19 protein-coding genes are annotated in these 17,332 nt (G+C 63.2%); 11 read left to right on the top strand and 8 right to left on the bottom strand.

What is annotated here, in order from left to right:
* Positions 1 to 133 precede the first annotated feature (133 nt).
* Positions 134 to 1,195 (top strand): type 2 isopentenyl-diphosphate Delta-isomerase, encoded by a 1,062-nt coding sequence (gene fni / locus C495_RS07280; protein ID WP_008161463.1) that lies wholly within the window; start codon positions 134 to 136, stop codon positions 1,193 to 1,195.
* 81 nt (positions 1,196 to 1,276) lie between these two features.
* Here the strand turns inward: fni and C495_RS07275 are convergent, their stop codons facing one another.
* Positions 1,277 to 1,444, bottom strand: coding sequence for a DUF1931 family protein (locus C495_RS07275; RefSeq protein WP_005578700.1), 168 nt, complete (start codon positions 1,442 to 1,444; stop codon positions 1,277 to 1,279).
* A 474-nt stretch (positions 1,445 to 1,918) separates the two neighbouring features.
* Here C495_RS07275 and C495_RS18660 point away from each other — a divergent pair, with 474 nt between their 5' ends.
* From C495_RS18660 to C495_RS07255, 5 genes are all read left to right on the top strand, one after another.
* A complete protein-coding gene (locus C495_RS18660; RefSeq protein WP_169331112.1) occupies positions 1,919 to 2,068 on the top strand; it encodes a DUF7563 family protein in 150 nt (49 codons plus the stop codon).
* Between the two features lie 155 nt (positions 2,069 to 2,223).
* Positions 2,224 to 2,472 (top strand): GIY-YIG nuclease family protein, encoded by a 249-nt coding sequence (locus tag C495_RS07270; protein ID WP_008161442.1) that lies wholly within the window; start codon positions 2,224 to 2,226, stop codon positions 2,470 to 2,472.
* 79 nt (positions 2,473 to 2,551) lie between these two features.
* A complete protein-coding gene (locus C495_RS07265) occupies positions 2,552 to 3,532 on the top strand; it encodes a hypothetical protein (RefSeq protein ID WP_008161440.1) in 981 nt (326 codons plus the stop codon).
* A 168-nt stretch (positions 3,533 to 3,700) separates the two neighbouring features.
* Positions 3,701 to 5,101, top strand: a complete 1,401-nt coding sequence (locus C495_RS07260; RefSeq protein WP_008161438.1) for a phosphoglucomutase/phosphomannomutase family protein — start codon at positions 3,701 to 3,703, stop codon at positions 5,099 to 5,101.
* A gap of 203 nt (positions 5,102 to 5,304) precedes the next feature.
* Positions 5,305 to 5,676 carry a hypothetical protein gene (locus tag C495_RS07255; RefSeq protein WP_008161435.1) on the top strand — a complete coding sequence of 124 codons (372 nt, stop codon included), beginning with the start codon at positions 5,305 to 5,307 and terminating at the stop codon, positions 5,674 to 5,676.
* 27 nt (positions 5,677 to 5,703) lie between these two features.
* On the opposite strand, the gene cysE is transcribed toward C495_RS07255, so the two are convergent.
* From cysE to C495_RS07240, 3 genes are all read right to left on the bottom strand, one after another.
* The gene (gene cysE, locus C495_RS07250) at positions 5,704 to 6,213 is read right to left on the bottom strand and encodes a serine O-acetyltransferase (RefSeq protein ID WP_008161432.1); all 510 of its coding nucleotides are present in this window, start codon (positions 6,211 to 6,213) and stop codon (positions 5,704 to 5,706) included.
* Positions 6,214 to 6,419: 206 nt separating this feature from the next.
* Positions 6,420 to 7,088, bottom strand: coding sequence for a metallophosphoesterase family protein (locus tag C495_RS07245; protein ID WP_008161431.1), 669 nt, complete (start codon positions 7,086 to 7,088; stop codon positions 6,420 to 6,422).
* A 314-nt stretch (positions 7,089 to 7,402) separates the two neighbouring features.
* Positions 7,403 to 7,993 carry an IMP cyclohydrolase gene (locus tag C495_RS07240; protein ID WP_008161429.1) on the bottom strand — a complete coding sequence of 197 codons (591 nt, stop codon included), beginning with the start codon at positions 7,991 to 7,993 and terminating at the stop codon, positions 7,403 to 7,405.
* Between the two features lie 112 nt (positions 7,994 to 8,105).
* Between C495_RS07240 and C495_RS18340 the strand changes: the two genes are divergently transcribed.
* Complete coding sequence (locus C495_RS18340) at positions 8,106 to 8,699, top strand: homing endonuclease associated repeat-containing protein (RefSeq protein WP_083902460.1); 594 nt, start codon at positions 8,106 to 8,108, stop codon at positions 8,697 to 8,699.
* Between the two features lie 304 nt (positions 8,700 to 9,003).
* Here C495_RS18340 and C495_RS07225 read toward each other — a convergent pair whose 3' ends face one another.
* Positions 9,004 to 10,338, bottom strand: a complete 1,335-nt coding sequence (locus C495_RS07225; protein WP_008161425.1) for an oxidoreductase — start codon at positions 10,336 to 10,338, stop codon at positions 9,004 to 9,006.
* A gap of 96 nt (positions 10,339 to 10,434) precedes the next feature.
* Between C495_RS07225 and C495_RS07220 the strand changes: the two genes are divergently transcribed.
* Complete coding sequence (locus C495_RS07220) at positions 10,435 to 10,719, top strand: DUF211 domain-containing protein (protein WP_008161423.1); 285 nt, start codon at positions 10,435 to 10,437, stop codon at positions 10,717 to 10,719.
* A gap of 2 nt (positions 10,720 to 10,721) precedes the next feature.
* Entirely contained in the window at positions 10,722 to 11,303 is a 582-nt protein-coding gene (locus tag C495_RS07215) for a VIT1/CCC1 transporter family protein (protein ID WP_008161421.1), read from the top strand.
* A gap of 23 nt (positions 11,304 to 11,326) precedes the next feature.
* Here the strand turns inward: C495_RS07215 and C495_RS07210 are convergent, their stop codons facing one another.
* Entirely contained in the window at positions 11,327 to 12,370 is a 1,044-nt protein-coding gene (locus C495_RS07210; protein WP_008161419.1) for an NAD(P)-dependent alcohol dehydrogenase, read from the bottom strand.
* Between the two features lie 186 nt (positions 12,371 to 12,556).
* Here C495_RS07210 and C495_RS07205 point away from each other — a divergent pair, with 186 nt between their 5' ends.
* Both C495_RS07205 and C495_RS07200 read left to right on the top strand, forming a co-directional pair.
* Positions 12,557 to 13,621 carry an amidohydrolase family protein gene (locus tag C495_RS07205; protein WP_008161417.1) on the top strand — a complete coding sequence of 355 codons (1,065 nt, stop codon included), beginning with the start codon at positions 12,557 to 12,559 and terminating at the stop codon, positions 13,619 to 13,621.
* Positions 13,621 to 14,436 (top strand): iron-sulfur cluster assembly protein, encoded by an 816-nt coding sequence (locus C495_RS07200; protein WP_008161415.1) that lies wholly within the window; start codon positions 13,621 to 13,623, stop codon positions 14,434 to 14,436. Before C495_RS07205 ends, C495_RS07200 begins: the two co-directional genes overlap by 1 nt.
* Before the next feature lie 22 nt (positions 14,437 to 14,458).
* Here the strand turns inward: C495_RS07200 and cgi121 are convergent, their stop codons facing one another.
* Positions 14,459 to 14,965 (bottom strand): KEOPS complex subunit Cgi121, encoded by a 507-nt coding sequence (gene cgi121, locus C495_RS07195; RefSeq protein WP_008161413.1) that lies wholly within the window; start codon positions 14,963 to 14,965, stop codon positions 14,459 to 14,461.
* Positions 14,965 to 17,319, bottom strand: a complete 2,355-nt coding sequence (locus C495_RS07190) for an ATP-dependent DNA helicase (protein WP_008161411.1) — start codon at positions 17,317 to 17,319, stop codon at positions 14,965 to 14,967. Before C495_RS07190 ends, cgi121 begins: the two co-directional genes overlap by 1 nt.
* Positions 17,320 to 17,332 lie beyond the last annotated feature (13 nt).

Here is a 17,332-nt window from a genome sequence, read left to right as displayed (position 1 = left end):
ATCAGAGATGTGTATAAGAGACAGGTCGTACACCGGCATCCGTAAAAAGTGTCGGCCGAGAGCGCGGCACCTGACACGCGTCGATGGACACCTTTTCAACCTCCTCATGCTATTTTCCACTGGAGACGATTCGATGCCCGAGACATCCGACAGGAAAGACGATCACATCCGCATTATCGAAGAAGAGGACGTCGAAACCTCGGGGACGGGGTTCGCCGATATCGAGCTCGTTCACGACGCACTTCCGGAGATCCACCGCGACGAGATCGACACGTCGACGACGTTGCTCGGCCACGAGCTGGCGGCCCCCATCGTCATCGAAAGCATGACTGGCGGCCACCCGAACACGACGAAGATCAACCGCAACCTCGCCGAAGCCGCCCAGCAGCTGAACGTCGCCATGGGCGTCGGCAGCCAGCGTGCCGGCCTCGAACTCGACGATGAGGAGTTACTCGAGTCCTACACGGTTGTGCGGGACGTCGCTCCCGACGCCTTCCTCTACGGGAACGTCGGCGCAGCACAGTTGCTCGAGTACGACGTCGACGACGTCGAGCGAGCCGTCGAAATGATCGACGCCGACGCGATGGCGATCCACCTGAACTTCCTCCAGGAAGCCGTCCAGCCCGAAGGCGACGTCGACGCCCGCGGCTGTCTGGCCGAGATTGAGCAGGTCGCAGCCGACCTCTCCGTTCCCGTCGTCGTCAAGGAGACGGGCAACGGCATCGCTCGAGAGACGGCGACGCGACTCGCCGACGCCGGCGTCGACGCGATCGACGTCGCCGGACAGGGTGGCACGACGTGGTCCGGCATCGAGTCCTACCGGGCGGCCGCCGTCGGCGCTGACCGCCAGGAAGCGATCGGCCAACTCTTTCGTGCTTGGGGCGTCCCAACGGCGGTTAGCACACACGAGGCCGCTTCGGTCCACGACTGTGTCATCGCCAGCGGCGGCGTCCGGTCGGGACTGGATATCGCCAAAGCGATCGCCCTCGGCGCTCGCGCTGGTGGGCTCGCGAAACCGTTCCTCCGGCCGGCGGGCCAAGGCACTGACGCCGTCGTCGACTTGCTCGAGACGCTCGAACTCGAACTCCGAACGGCGATGTTCGTCACCGGCTCGGCCTCAGTCGGGGAGTTGCAGTCGGCCGACCACGTCGTCCTCGGGCGAACGAAAGAATACCTCGACGGGCGACAGCAGTAGCTTCACTATTCCGTTTTCGACGACAGCCGAGCCAGCGGCTATCTCCCGTAGCGTCAATAAAAAATACTCGAGTGGCGAGCCTTACAGGTCGCGGGGCTGGACCGTCTTCCGGTCGTTCGCTTCTGCACGTCGTGCAGCGTCCTCGAGAAGCTCGTCGACTTCCTCGTCGAGTGCTTCGTAGAAGTCCGAAGCGACGTTTTTGTCATCGAGCGCTTCCTTCACGGCGGCTTTGACGATAAGATCTGCCATACGATGTACGGGTTTCCCTTTCCCCAATATAAATATTGTGGTTACTCACGGGAATACGGTGGCTGCAGCGGTTGACCCGCCTGTTTCGAGGGTGCTTGCCACCGGAAAGTATATGTTTGATGAGTCGTCAACTCCGCTTCACTCGTCGCTAGCGGGGACGATTCTGCTCGCGCGCGGTGGCCAGCTATCCCGTGTGCGAGCGATACCGCGGTGTTCGACCCCGTTCGTGTGTGGGTCAGCGGACTCGAGGCTCTCGTCGACGGTCGCAGCGGTCACGGCGGGACCGCCCCATCCTGACTGTTGTGACAGTGGTGATCGATGGAACGAACGGAGGTATCGGTTGCTGAAACACAGGTATAGATTTCAGAAAATATTATCGGGGGATGGAAAAGCCAACCTTCGTTTGGAGAAGGTTATTTATTCATTCACCGGGTAGTTGGTGGTACCGGCTTCGGCCGGTGTGACCACTGTCCAATGCCCAAGTGTGACCACTGCGGCGCGCACGTTTCCGAGCGCTTTGCACGCGTCTTTGCCGACCAGAACGGCGAAATTCGCGCGTGTGTCAGCTGCTCGGCCAATGCTGGGATCGCTGAAGCCGCGAAAGAGCGCGCTCGCGGCGCCTGATCCCAGAGAGAACAGCCACTGAGTACCACGTGCCCCTCTCGCGTTACGTTTCCCGCCCCAACCGATCGGACCACTGGTCCGGTTCTCAGACCAACCCTCGAGAGACCGACGAACCGGAGCCTCGAAACCTCTCGACTGCGTACCGCTGACAGACTATGTCCGCGCACGTCGTCTACGTCCTCGAGTGTGCCGATGGATCGTTATACACGGGATATACGACCGACCTCGAGCGACGGGTCCGCGAACACAACGCCGGTGACGGGGCGAAATACACCCGCGGTCGAACGCCGGTCGAACTCCAGTACACCGAGCGCTTCGACTCGAAATCGGCCGCAATGTCCCGCGAGTACGAGATCAAGCAACTTACGCGCCAGCAAAAGGAACGACTCGTCAGCCTCGAGTGAGACGGGCTGACCCCGGACTCATTAGTGAGCTAACGGGTCCAAAAAGCAGATACTTCTGTACCGCGTTTGTCGGTCGCATATGGATATCGACATCGTCGACGACCTCAAACAGCCGGCGTACACCGGTGAGAACCGATGTGGGCCGTGTACGATACTGAACTTGCTCATCGCTGGTGCGGTCGGTTCCCTTCTCGCACGAAAGTCCAGATTCGGCGGACTGCTCGCGGTCGGGGTCTCGATCGTCCTCATCTATCTGCGCGGCTATCTCGTTCCCGGGACGCCGACGCTGACGAAACGGTATCTTCCACCCGAAATCCTGCGCTGGTTCGGCAAGGACCCGGAACCTGCCCTCGCCAGCGGCTTCGGTACCGGGGGCTCAGCACACAGCGCCGCGCACACGACACCAGCGGACAGTGAGCCAGCATTCGCCGCTGCCGAGGACGCCGACGAGAAGGACCCAGCCGCCACGCCGGTGACAGACCACACCGAGTCGGACGATGCTCCCACGGCGACGTCCGATGCAGACGCCGATCACGCGGTTACCGACCTCGAGTCGTACTTTCTCGACCACGAGATCCTCGAGCCGTGTGCCGACAAAGACGATCTCTGTCTCACGGAGTCGTTCGAGGAGTCGTGGTTCGCCCGAATCGAGGACCTGACCGACTCGGAACTCGACGCGACGACCATCATCGACGCGTTCGGATTCGATGCCGATCCCGACGCGTTCGACCTCGAGAGCCGCGGCGATGTCCGTGTGCTCCGGTCCGAACGCGCCATGGCCGGGCGCTGGCCGTCCCGTGCCGCCTTGCTCGCTGACGTCGCTGCCAGCCGTGTCCTCGAGACGTGGACTCCCGACTGGGATTCCCACGACCCGGAGACGAGCGGCCGGATCTGTAACAGCCTTCGGATGTTCCTCGAAACGTGTCCAACCGGCGGCACGGTCAGCATGGGCGAGGACGTCGTCGAATCCTGCTGCAGCGCACACGACGTGGTCGCCGTGACCTGCGATGAGACCGGCGAACGGCTCTTCGAGCAACGACTCGACACCGTCGATGTCTGAGACGGATTGCTGTCCCGATTTACCGCCGATCGCCAGCACGGGTCGGCGAGCAGCGGTAATTGATGACAGTAAACCGTATGATGCGACGCTTCGACCCGTGCGGGCAGTGCAGTATCGGATACTGTCCAACAGCGTCGCCTTTTTCGCCGGCGGCATCGACGAACCTGTATGGAGACGATCAGCTTCGGTACTGATGGCTGGCGGGCGACGCTCGAGGAGTTCACGACGCCGCGGGTTCGAATGGTCGGACAGGCCGTCGCGACGTATCTACAGGACGAGGGACTCGAGGGAACGGTCGTCGTCGGCTACGATGCGCGTGAGACCTCGCGTGGCTTTGCCGAAGAACTGGCCCGGACGCTGTGTGCGAACGGCTTCGACGTCATCATGCCGGCGCGCGACCGACCGACGCCGCTGGTCGCTCACGCCATCGTCGAGCGTGAACTCGTGGGCGGGTTTGCGATCACGGCCTCACATAATCCACCGGAGTACAACGGCGTGAAGTTCATTCCTGCAGATGGCGCGCCAGCGCTGCCAGCGGTAACGGACGCCATCGCGGATCGCCTCGCCGAACCCGAGGCGCTGCCCGAAGCCCAACACGGCTCCGTCCGTGAAGTCGACCTGACGACGCCACACGCTGACGCCGCCCTCGAGTTGGTCGAGGAGATCACCGGCAGCGCCGACCTCTCGGATGCGGCGCTCACCGTCGCCTACGACGCCATGCACGGCAGCGGCCGCGGGACGACCGACGCCGTCCTCGAGCGCGCCGGCGTCTCCCTCGAGTGTCTGCGCTGTGAGCGCGATCCGACATTCGGCGGTGGGGCACCCGAGCCCGCGCCCGAAAACCTCGAGGCGCTGATCGACCTCGTCACTGCCGACGAGACCGCGCCGACGCTTGGAATCGCAAACGACGGCGACGCAGATCGTATCGCCATCGTCACACCCGAGCGCGGCTATCTCGACGAGAACCTGTTTTTCGCTGCGCTCTATGACTACCTGCTCGAAGACGATTCGGGAGCGGTCGTCCGCACCGTTTCGACGACGTTCCTGATCGACCGTATCGCCGACGCCCACGGCGAGTCAGTCCACGAAGTCCCCGTTGGCTTCAAATGGGTCGCCCAAGCGATGGCCGACGGCGACGCCCTCGTTGGCGGCGAGGAATCCGGCGGCTTCACCGTCCGCGGCCACGTCCGCGAGAAAGACGGCGTCCTCATGGCCGTGCTCGCGGCCGCGATGCACGCCGAAGAACCCATCGACGAGCGCGTAGCTCGACTGCTCGACGAGTACGGGACTGTTGTCCAGAACAAGACCAGCGTCGCCTGTCCGGACCACGAGAAGGCGCGCGTCCTCGCTGCCCTCGAGGACGAAATCCCCGAAACTGTCGCCGGAACCGACGTCGAGGGCGTCAACACTGCCGACGGTTTCAAACTCCAGCTCGCCGACGGCTCGTGGCTTCTCGTTCGGCCCAGCGGGACCGAGCCTGTGTTGCGCGTCTATGCGGAAGCTGGGGACGACGAACGGGTCGCGGAACTGCTCGCGGCCGGCGAGTCGCTGCTCGAGCCGCTGGTTTAAACAGGAAGCCACGGCTCATCCGACCCGTGGTAATTCACGCCGGCTCGTCGACTCTCTTCGACAGTACGTACGTTGGCTGTGTTCGGCAGTCGTGTCACGTTCGCTCGAGCTTCGAACCGAAATCGTCGGCAGTCGGTTTCGGTCGGCGTCGGGTTGCGTGCTCCGGGCCCCTCTTTACCACCGTTGACCCGTTGGCTAGAGCCATGACCGAACACACCCACGAAGACGCTGCGTATACGGAACTCGAGCCCGATTCGTGGCACCAGAACGACGAGGGCACCTACTCCATCGACTGTCCGGAGTGTGGCTCCGCGGCGTCGCTGATGAACGTCGTCACACACGGCCGCTGTAACGGCTATCTCGATCAGCGGAAAGACGAGACCGAACCCGACGAGGAAGCGGTCGACTGTACGGCGAAACTCTGGTTCGAACTCGGCTATATGTCCGATCCCGAGCCGGAGGCAACAGAGTCAGACGCCGAACAGTCCGCCGAGAGCGTCACGACAGGTGAGGGTGTCCCAGCCGAGGGGTCGCCAACGGGCACGGATGGCACGGTCGACACCGATCAGCAGTAATCCGGCTCGTCTCACTCCGCCTGCGTGTTAATCGACGCGTTCGGCCGGCACGCCGACGACCGTCGCGCCCGGTTCGACGTCTCGAGTAACGACCGAGCCAGCGCCGACGGCGGCGTCTTCCCCGATCGTAATATCGCCGAGCAGCGTCGCGTTCGTCCCGATCGTGACACCGGGTTCGACGGTTGGATGCCGTTTGACCGGCTTATTCGTGTCTCCCCCGAGCGTGACGCCGTGATACATGTGGACGTCGTCGCCCACCTCGGCCGTTTCGCCGATGACGACACCCATACCGTGATCGATCGTCACGCGACGGCCGATCGTTGCGCCGGGGTGGATCTCGACGCCCGTGAGCGTGCGGACGACGTGTGCGAGCAGCCGTGCGAGCAGCCGAAAGCCCCGGTTCCAGAGCCAGTGGATTCCCCTGTGGGCCCAGACCGCGTGTAAGCCGGGATAGGCAAGGATGACCTCGAGACACCCCGTTGCGGCGGGGTCGCGCTCGCACATCGTCCGGGCGTCTTCATAGATGCGTCCGAACATATCAGAAGCTCTCAGAAACGGTAGTGGCGCGATACTGGCCGGATCGTCCCGCCGAATGAGTCGACGCACGGCAGCACCGGGCCACAGCGTGACGCGGTCGTTTACTGTCGGTACACGCGGTGTGGCCGGTGGATACCATGTCCGCATCTAGCGGCGCAGGCCGTGTAAAAAGATTCGTTTCTCGCCCCAGCCGCCGCGCTCACGTCTTATTTCCCACGGGCCAGTCGTTGGCCGATCCGGTCCGGCAGCCCTGCATCCGCGACAGCCGCCTGGACCGCCTCGATATCGTACGCGACGCGGTGTGTGTCGACGGTCATCGCCTCGAGGTCGACCACCGCATAGCCCGCTCGTGGATCACCATCCCGCGGTTGGCCGACGCTGCCCGGATTGACGACGATTCCTTCGGCGTACTGTTCGACGCCCTGCACGTGGGTGTGGCCCAGCACCAGTACGTCTTCCTCCTCGAGCAGCCGTGGCGAAAATTCCGACGGTCGGGTGTATCGTGTGTACCGCTTCGGATCGTCCGGATGCCCGTGGACGACCTTGATCCGGCCGTCGCAGGCGCGCCGTTCGACAGACAGCGACTCGAGCCACGCGAGCTGGTCGTCATCGAGTTGTTCGCTGGCGTGTTCGACCCCCGCTCGAGCCATCCGGCTGAAGCCGCTTGCATCCCCCTCGACGACTGCAGCGTCGTGGTTACCCATCACCGTCGGCACCTCCCGCTCGCGGAGTTCGTCGACACACGCTGCCGGCCACGGGTTGTAGCCGACGACGTCGCCCGCACAGCAGAGTTCGCCGACGGCGGGCATCTCCTCGAGGACCGCCTCGAGGGCGACCCGGTTGCCGTGGATATCGGAGACGAGTCCGACTTTCATACACCACTGTATGTGCCGCGGGATGTTGTAGGTTATCCAGCGACATGCTCGAACGCTGTCGCAGGCGGGTGTGGATATTGTATCCGACGTGATGGCGCACGCTGTGCCACGGGGAGCAGTTAGCGAGCCGTGGCTCGAAGCCGTGCGAGGGATGAGTGAGTGAACAACGTGAACGAGCGAATCGGTTGGGGAGGACGTGGGTTTCCCTGTTGTAAGCGTGAGCAGACTGTTCGCTCTCTCCTCAACACCCCTGATCCGGCATAGCGATCCGCTGTGAATCCGCTTCTGGTCGATTCCGATGGCCCTCGTCTCGACTAGTTGCCGTTCTCGAGTGCCGTCTCGAAGCCGTCGTCGGTCCGGGCGATGCCGGCCGCACAGACGGCGTGTTCGAACTCGCAGTCGAACGCCTCACTCGCCGCGGCCTTGGCGCTGTCGGCCTCGAAGTCGAACGCCTCGGGGGCGTTCTTCTCGTAGGTCGCGACCAGCGTCGGCTCCTCGACGGTCTCGACGAGCAGCGCGTCCTTGCGAACCGTCCCGATCATAGCCTCACCGTCGTCGCCGATCGTTGCGGCGATCCGTGGCGTGTCGTAATCGTCCTTCTCGTAATCCAGCGCCAGCAGGCTCTCGGCCAGCGCGTCGCGGGCAGGGTAGCCGAGTTCGAGTTTCTCCGCGATCGGATCGACGTGCGAGCCGTTGCCGAAGGCAGCCGTCTCGCCCGTCGGGGTGTCGACGACGCGCAGGCAGTTGTAGGAGACGTAGGGGTTGTCCGTCTCCGGCGCGTCGTCGGTGGGACCGACGGTGAGCGCATCCTCTCGAGCGGTGAGCTCACGGTTCGGGAACGAGCGTGACGAGACGCGGTAGGCGCCGACCTCGGGGCCGACGACGACAAATCGTCCAACGTACATACGCGAATGTGCACAGCCGCGAGGAAAATGTGTGTCGATTTGTGCATCATCGTCGCTATCCTGACGTGACCCGGGACGAGAATTTATATACGATGGGGCGGCCAACGGGCGTGTGACGTCCGAACGGGAGTGTCTCGAGTCGTTGCGCGAAGCGGCAGCGCGACTCGGCGAGTCGCCGACGAAAGCACAGTACGAGGAGTTGGGGTTGACGCCTGCGTCTGCGACGATTATGAAGACACTGGGTGGCTGGAACGCGGCAAAAGAGCGTGCTGGATTAGAAACGTTCGATCGGGGCGCAACGGGTAATCATTCTATCCAACCGAAACCGGATTGGGTTGACATTCCTGATGACACCGATTGGGCGGATCTTACAGGTCAACAGCGTTGGTATTATAAAAATCGAGACGCCCGAATCGAGCGAAAGGACCGGCGCCGAAAAGAAATTCGCCAGTGGCTCTACACGTACAAAGAGCTCCATTGTGAGTGTTCCCAGTGTGGCGAGGGCAGGCCACCGTGTCTCGACTTTCATCATCCTGACGAGAAGGAAAACGGTATCGCGACAATGGTCGTTAACGGTCACTCGAAGACAAGCATACGAGAAGAAATCGACCGGTGCATCGTCCTTTGTGCAAACTGTCACCGTATCGAACACGCCGACCCGCCTGATTGCGATTCGACGCCATTCCAACCCGATAGTCATATATAGGGTCACCACCAACAATTCGATGCAGCCTCAGTCCCCTGGGGTAGCGGCCAATCCTGAAGCCTTCTGGGGGCTTCGACACAGGTTCGAATCCTGTGGGGACTATTCCTTCGACTTTTCGACTCGAGAACAGTCTACACTCAGTCTTCGCTTTTCCAGTGGAAACGAAGGGGGTTATTCGACTGAACGGATCGCAGAACGTTGATCAAAGACTCGAGTGAAACTCGCGCCGATCGAATTGTCAAAGAATGGTGACAAATAAGATACTGACAGCGAACTCGCACTCGAGGACGTTTCTCTCAGACAGTCACCGCCGTTCGTAGACACCCTCGCGCTCGAGGTCGCCCCGCTTTCGCAACACAGTGGGCGTTCGACACATCCCCGGTGCGCCGGTGACCTGTGGGACGGTGCAGTTGTTACAGCTTTCACAGAGCACGCGGGTTTCGTCGGGGGCGTCCTCGAGCAGCCGCGCACCGAGACGAGGTTCGGCGTAGAACGGACGGGCCATGCCGACCATATCGCAGGCCGGTTCCTTGGTGTCGGCCTCGCCCAGCAGTCGATCCATCTGACCGCGTTCGCGAATCCCGCCCTCGGCGAGCACTGGGATCGAAACCTGCTCGCGGACCCGTCGACAGAACGCTTCGTTCCACGCGGGATCAAAATCGTACTGTAGCGACTGGATTCGGTTTGCGGCGGCGACGAGTTTCCTGCGCGCTGTCCCACCGAACGCCGCGTCGTACGCGTCGTGTAACCCCTCGTTTTTCCAGGCCCGGTCGGGATACGCTCCGCGAACGATGCTCATATCCCAGACGACTGACGTCTGGACGGGGACAACCGCGTCGTAGCCGATTTTCTCGAGTCGGCGAGCGAGTTCGACGCCGTCCTCGAGCGAGAGTTTCCGCTGGACGATGGGTGAGGACGGTGCGGGCGTTTCTGCTGGCACTTTGGTGATCAGCGGCACGTCCCCAGCCCGCTCGCGGATCTCGTCGTGGACGACCGCGAGAAACTCGAGTCGGGCCTCGGGTGAGCCGCCGAACTCGTCGTTCCGGCGATTATAAAACGGCGAGCAGAACTGCTGGACGATGCCCATGTTCGCGCCCGCCAGATGGATGCCGTCGTAGCCCGCGTCAGCCGCGTACGCTGCCGATCGGCCGAAATCGGCCGCGAGCTCGTACACTTCGTCGGTCGAGAGGACGTGGGGATCGTACGACAGAAAGCCGAGACGATCCAGCGCTCGCAACTGCCACGGCGGTTCGGAGACGGCGAGTTGCTCGAGGTCCGGCTGCTCTCGTCGATACTCGGCGTGCCAGGTTTCCATGCTTCGGAGGCCGCCGTGCTCGAGTTGGACGACGATCCGGCTGCCGTGGTCGTGAATCCGGTCGGTCAGCCGCGACAGTCGTTCGACGAAATCGGGGTCGTGCACGCGGGTCATCCCCGGGGCGGCACAGCCGCCGTCACCGCGGACGATCGTCGCACCCTGACAGATGAGGCCGACGCCCGACTCGGCGGCGGGTTCGAGGTCGTCGAGCAGCGTGTCGACGGCGTCGGGACCGTTGCCGGCACACTCGAGCAGTGGCGCACGATAGAGCCGGTTCGGTATCGTCACGCCGCCGATATCGAGTGAGTCCTCGAGGGTGGCCATGCAGGCCGTATCACGGGATCGTACAAGAGCGTGCCGTCGACTGCCAGCCAGTGGCGCGTCAGTAGGCCTTTCCGTTTCCCCATTGTGCAAGCGTCTATGGCTCCGATACGACGGCTCGTACTTGACGTGTTGAAACCACACGATCCAAACGTTGTCACCTTCACGACGCAACTCGGCGAACTCGATGGGATCGACGCGGCCACCGCGACGGTCATCGAAGTCGACGAGAACGTCAAGACCTTGCGTGTCACCCTCGAGGGAAGCGAACTCGATCTCGAGGCGGTCCGCGCCGAAATCGAGGACCTGAGCGCGTCGGTTCACTCGATCGATCAGGTCGCCTGTGGCTCGCGAACGGTCGACGACCCGTTGTTGGGTAGCTGACGATGGGCAGCCGACGTGCCCGACTTCGTCGCGTCCTCGGCAAGGACGACGTTCGGTCGATCTCTCGGCGATATTTCATCGCCAACGGCTTCGACGGCACGCTCACGAGTATCGGCGTCGTCGTCGGCGCGTACCTCTCCGGGATCGGTGATGGGGTCACGACGATCATGATCGGTCTCGGTGCGGCCGTTGGCCTCGGAACCTCGGGCGTCTGGAGCGTCTGGGAGATCGAGCGCGCGGAGGCACTGGCCGAGCAGGAACGACTCGAGCGAGCGATGCTCACCGAACTCGAGGACACACGCGTCCAGCGCGAACACCGGGCTGCCCAGATCGTCCACGCTGTCGCCAGCGCAACCGGGCCGATCCTCGCTATCCTCGTGACCCTCTCGCCGCTGGCGCTCGAGGGCGTCGTCTTCACGATGTTACAGGCCGTTCTGGCGTCGATCTGTGTCGGCATCGCGATCCTGGCAACGTTCGGCGTCTACCTCGCCTCGATCTCGAAACAGCGATGGTACGTCGCCGCCGCTCGGATGGGACTGGCGGGAATCGTCGTCGCCGCGATCAACGTCATCCTGCCGGGATAGTGCGGGCTCGAGGGAGGTGCAACTTAGGGTGGGAGGACGACCGCACGACCCTCGATCTCGTTGTGCTCGAGACGTTCGGCAACCGTGTTGATCTCACCGAGGTCGTGGCGTTCGGTGTGAAGTTCGACGTCGCCGCGGTCGACGAGCGCGACGATTTCCTGGAGTTCGGCGTACTTGCCGACCAGCGTGCCACGGAAGGCGAACTCGCCGTTGACCAGTGCCTGGCTGGGTTCGTGGATGTGGCCGCCGTAGCCGACGATGTGGTGGTCGCCGCCGGCGGCGACGATCTCGGGTGCCAGCGCGGTCGTCTCGTCCCTGCCGACGAAGTCGACGACCTGCTGGGCGCCCTCGTCGTCGGTTAGATTCGCGATGACGTCGGTGACGTCCTCCTCGGCGGAATTGATCGTGTGCTGGGCGCCGAGGTCCGCGGCCAACTCGAGTGCCTCGTCTTTGATGTCGGCAGCGACGATGGTCGCGGCGCTCATCGCGTCGAGACACTGGAGGCCGATGTGGCCGAGACCGCCGACGCCGATGACGACGCAGGTATCGCCGGGATTCAGTTCGCGGACCGCCTTCTTCGTGGCGTGATAAGCCGTAATTCCCGCGTCAGCGTGGGGTGCGATCTCAGTTGGGTCGACGCCGTCGGGCAGCGGGATGACCGCGCGCTCGTTGGTCTGGAGGTACTCGGCGAAGCCGCCGTCGGTAGTAAGACCGTTGAACGCGCTGTTTTCGCAGTACATGTCCTCGCCAAGCCGGCAGGGCCGACAGATGCCACAGGTCTGGATCGGGTGACAGACGACCGGATCGCCTTCCTCGACCAGCGTTACCTCGTCGCCCGTTTCGGCGACAATACCGGCGTTCTCGTGACCCAGCGTCATCGGCAGGTCCTGTGGTGCGTACTCTTGCCACATTCCCTCGATGATGTGGTTGTCAGTCTGACACCACCCCGCACCTTTGACCTCGATCAATACGTCGTCGGATCGCTCGAGGGTGGGTCGATCGATCTCGTCGAGCGAGAGCGCGTCGCTCATGTCGTCCGTGTACTCGTGGAGACGGGCTGCTTGCATGGTACCAAGCCACAATTCGCTGTACTCCAAGAAAACGTTCCCCCCGTGTGTCGCTGTCCGCGAACGTTTGGAAGTTGATACAGAACTGTCCACATGCTAATTTTGCCGACGCAGACTCGTGTGATAGTATAATTCACCTCGATCTGAATAAGGCTAATGGTCTATGGTAACAATACTCATACTACCATGTATCAACATGATGGTGAGGAGATCTTCGTTATCGACGGTCACGTGCATCTGTGGGATGCCACGGAGGACAACATCAAACACGACGGTGGGGAAGAGTTCATCCAGTGTTTCTACGACTATCACACGACGTTTACACCTGAGGCACGCCAGTGGGACATAGACGAGTATCGCCGGTACGGTGCCGACCGCATGGTCGAGGACCTGTTCAGTAACGCCGCCACTGACATGGCGATCTTTCAGCCGACGTATCTCACGGACTTCTACACAGAGGGGTTCAACACGACCGAACAGAACGCCGAACTTGCGACCGAATATCCCGAGCGATTCGTCCTCAACGGGACGTTCGATCCACGTGACGGTGAGGACGGCCTCGAGTACCTCGAGGAACTCCACGAGAAGTACGAGATTCCCGGCGTTAAACTCTATACCGCCGAGTGGCGAGACGACTCGAAAGGGTGGCGACTCGACGACGAGGATGCCTTCGAGTTCTTAGAGAAGTGTCAAGAGCTCGGCATCGAAAATATTCACGCCCACAAGGGACCGACAATTCGACCCCTCAATCGTGATGCGTTCGACGTGAAAGACGTTGACGATGCAGCCTCGTCGTTCCCAGAACTCAATTTCATCGTCGAACACGTCGGTCTCCCGCGACTCGACGACTTCTGCTGGATCGCCGCCCAAGAGAACAACGTCTACGGTGGCCTCGCGGTCGCCGCGCCGTTCGCCCAGAACCGGCCGGGGAAGTTCTCCGAGATCATGTCTGAACTCCTCTGGTGGCTGGGCGAGGATCGCGTCCTTTTCGGCTCGGATTATGCGCTGTGGAATCCTGACTGGCTCGTCGAGGAAGTCCTCGAGGCCGAACTCACCCAGGAACACCGCGCGGAGTACGGCGTCGAGTGGGACATCGAGACGAAAAAGAAGGTGATGGGCGAGAATATCGCCGAGCTCTACGATATCGACATCGAGGCGAAACGTCGGGCGTTCCAGGACGACGAGATCAGCCAACAGTTCGGTCTCGAGGACCACTACGCGAGCGGAGAACCCGCAGCGGCGGACGATTAATGAGCGAACGGATGCCAGACGGCCCGACTCGAGCGGCCGTCCGCGACCGACTGGACCGCGTGACCGATCCGGAACTCGATCGGTCGATCGTCGACCTCGAGTATATCGATTCGATCGAGATCGACGGTGAACACGTCAGTGTCGCGTTCACGCTGCCGACGGCCTGGTGTTCGCCGGCGTTCGCCTGGATGATGGCGGTCGACGCCCGCGACGAGGTCGAGTCGCTGCCGGCGGTCGAGACCGCTCGGATCACGCTCGCAGAACACATGCACGAGACGGAGATCAACCGCGGTGTTAATGAACGGCTGTCCTTCGCCGAGGCGTTTCCAGACGCTGACGGCGATGTCGAGGCCGTCCGTGCGGAACTCGACGAGAAGGCACGGATCGCACGGCAGTACGACGCGGTCGAGACGCTGCTCGAGGCCGGCCTCGACGCCGAGACGATCGTCGATCTCCGACTTCGAGATTTCGAGGCGGCCGATATCGGGCCCAACACGGCTCAATCGGGCAGTGCCGGGGCAGCGATCGACGACGAGACGGTCGCCATCTATGCCGCTGACCGCTCGTTTGCCGTTTCAGTTCCCGCAGCGCCGCTCGAGCGCTATCTCGAGAAAGCCCGCGAGACGGCCGTCGTCTCGGAGTCCGACGAGAAACTGTTCCGAACACCTGAGGGAGAGCCGATCGACCCTGAGTCGTTCGACCTCGTCCACCAGCGCGGGCGACTCGCGCAGGTCAACATGTCGAGTCAGGGCGGGATCTGTGACGGGCTTCGAGAAGCGAGAGAGAGTCGACTCGAGAAGACTGCCGACGACTGAGGACGGGAGTGGACGGCGACCCCTACTTTTCGACCTCGAGCAAGGCGACTCGCTCGCGGACCAGCGCAGCCAGCGACGCGTCGGTCGCCTCGCGTTCGGCGTCGGTGATCTCGAAGAACGAACACAGCGTCGCCTCGTCTCGTGACTCGAGTGTCGGCTCGGTTCTGACGACGGCATCCAGTTCCACAAGTGTCTCGAGGGCGGCCGTCTCGTCGTCGCTGTCCTCGCCAGCGACCAGAATCACAGCACGGTGCCTGCCTTTGTCGACGCCCATCTCGAGGGCGCGGTCGATCTGACGGCGGCCGGCGGCGTACAGCAGGATCTCGACCGCGCGATCCCGGGCGACGTTCTCGCCGCGGGCAATGGCGCGGTCGGCCAGCGAAACGGCGCGCTCGAGGTGGTTCGGACCGGCGACGTAGCGCGAATCAAATGCCTGAACCGTCACGTCGTGGCGCTCACCGATCTCGCCCAGTTGGGCGACGAACACGTCGATGTCGTCGATCTCGAGTACGCATTCGAGGAGTTCCATTAGAAATCACCCAGACTTGACTGGCTGTTGTCGGTGTCGGTTCCACTCGATTCCGGTTCGGTGTCACGCCTCGAGTCGGCTCTCCCGCCACCGTCGGCCGACGTCGTTGGCTCGACGTCTTCCATCGAGGGGTCTTCTCGGCCGGCGTTCTCGAGGATGGTTTCGGCCGTCTTCACCCCCTTGAGCGCGTTCAGCACGACCCCCTTGTCCGCGCTCCGGAGGTCGGCTGGCTCCTCGATGCCGACCTCGTAGAGCCGGCGGGCGCGCTTGCGACCGACGCCGCCGACCGAGACGAGTTCGAGCAGTTCCTCGCCGACGCCGTGTTCGACGCGTGCGCGCGCCTCGCGGACGGCGACGGTCCACTCGCTGTCGATCTCGCGTGCCAGTGATTCGGCCGCCCCGAGCAGCCACTCGGCGGTGTCGACTTTCCCGCGGAGGTCGCCGGGGCCGATCTGGTACCGTTCGGTGAGTCGATCCTCGTCGTCTTCGCTGGCCCAGTCTGCGAGCAGTTTGCCCGTCTTGAGCGCAGCCAGCCAGTCCTCGAAACGGTTGTCTTCGTACTCGCTTGGCGTGTCACCGAGCAGTTCGACCTCGCGCTCGTAGAACAGTTCGCCGAACGTGTCGTCCTCGCCCGATCGCAAGTAGAGTTCGTACATATCGGGCGTCCGTGAGACGAGCTGGTACAGCCCCAGCGCGGTCGGGCGCTCGTCGGCGTCCTCGAGGCCATGGACGATTTCGGCGGCGCTCATCGGGTCGAGATACAGTCGGGAGACGGTGTGGCCGAGGGTAGTCGCCTCGAGCCGTTCGTCGGTCTGTGTGGACTGCTGTGCAGCGAGGTCGGCTGCGGAGGTGAACGCGCCCGCCGCATCGCCCTCGTCGTCGCTCTCGCCGCCGTCTCGTTCGATGAAGTCGTTGGACTCGAGGTACTGTAAGACCGTGTCAGTCACCGTCTCGAGTCGGCCTGCCTCGGTCGACTGACTTGCATAAAGCGTCGCCTCGAGGAACTCGAGGAGTTCCTCGCGCGTGCGGGCGAAGCCGGAAGCGATGGTCGCGAGCACGTGGGTTCGCAGGGCTGGCTCGGCGGCGAGTTTCGAGCGAACCGCCTCGGGCTCGGCCCAGATGTAGCGGTCGAACAATTCTTGGCTATCCTCGTGGCTTTTGGCGAGCAAGACGGCCTCGCCGTAGGGGTCGAGCCCCGGCCGGCCCGCCCGCCCCATCATCTGGTGGACCTCGAGGACGTCGAGCGGGGCCATCCCGCCCGCGCTAGGGTCGAACCGCCGCCAGTCGCGGACGATGACGCGGCGGGCGGGCGTGTTGACGCCGGCGGCAAGCGTCGGCGTCGCCGAAATGACCTTCAACAGCCGGTCGCGGAAGGCGTCCTCGACGAGGGTTCGCTGGGTGCTCGAGAGGCCGGCGTGGTGAAACGCCGCGCCGCGTTCGACGCAGTCGGCCAACTCCGTGCTGGTTTCGGTGTCGCTGTCCTCGCGGATCTCCTCGGCTAACTCGGCCAGTTCAGCGCGCTCGTCGTCGGTGAGTTGACGGGTCGAGACCTGGCCCAGCCGGCGCGCGGCGGCTTCGGCGTTGCGCCGGGAGTTGACGAAGACGAGCGAGGAGCCGCCTTCCTCGAGGATGTCCCGGACGAGCGCAGCCTCTTGCTTTTCGCTCCCTTCGACAGGCACCTCACGTGTCGAGCCGTCGTCGAAGTTGAGGGCGTTGCCGTAGTGGACGCCCATCTGCAGGTCGATCGGTCGCCAGTCGGTGTCGACCAGTGCGGCGTCGAGCCAGTTGGCGATCTCGTCGGCGTTGCCGACTGTCGCCGAGAGGGCGACGACCTGCATCCCGGGATTGAGTCGCCGGAGTTTGGCGAGCGTGACCTCGAGCGTCGGTCCCCGATTGCGGTCGTCGATGAGGTGGACCTCGTCGCTGACGACGCAGGTGAGATCCGAGAGCCAGTCAGCGCCGTTTCGCACGAGCGAGTCGACTTTCTCGCTGGTCGCGACGATGATATCCTTCGTGGCGAGCCACTCGCTGGTCGACTCGTAGTTGCCCGTCGTGACGCCGACGGTGACGCCGAACTCCTCGTAAGCCTCGAACTCGGCCTTTTTTTCGCTGGCGAGCGCTCGCAGGGGAACGATGTAAAGTGCTTTTCCACCGCGTTCGATCGCCGACAGCATCGAGAGGGCGGCGATCATCGTCTTCCCGCTGGCGGTGGGGACGGCGGCGACGAGGCTGTCGCCGTCGGTCGCGCCGGCCTCGACCGCCTCGGCCTGTGGCGGGTAGAGCTCCTCGATGCCCTCGCGCTGGAAGTGGTCGATGGCACCGGGTGGGAGCCCCGACAGCTCCTCGAGATTCATTATCCGTCTTTGG

Origin of the sequence: Natronorubrum sulfidifaciens JCM 14089, assembly GCF_000337735.1 — an archaeon.
GTDB lineage: Archaea > Halobacteriota > Halobacteria > Halobacteriales > Natrialbaceae > Natronorubrum > Natronorubrum sulfidifaciens.
The sequence above is the reverse complement of the archived record's forward strand: the minus strand, read 5'-3'. Positions and strand labels throughout refer to the sequence as shown.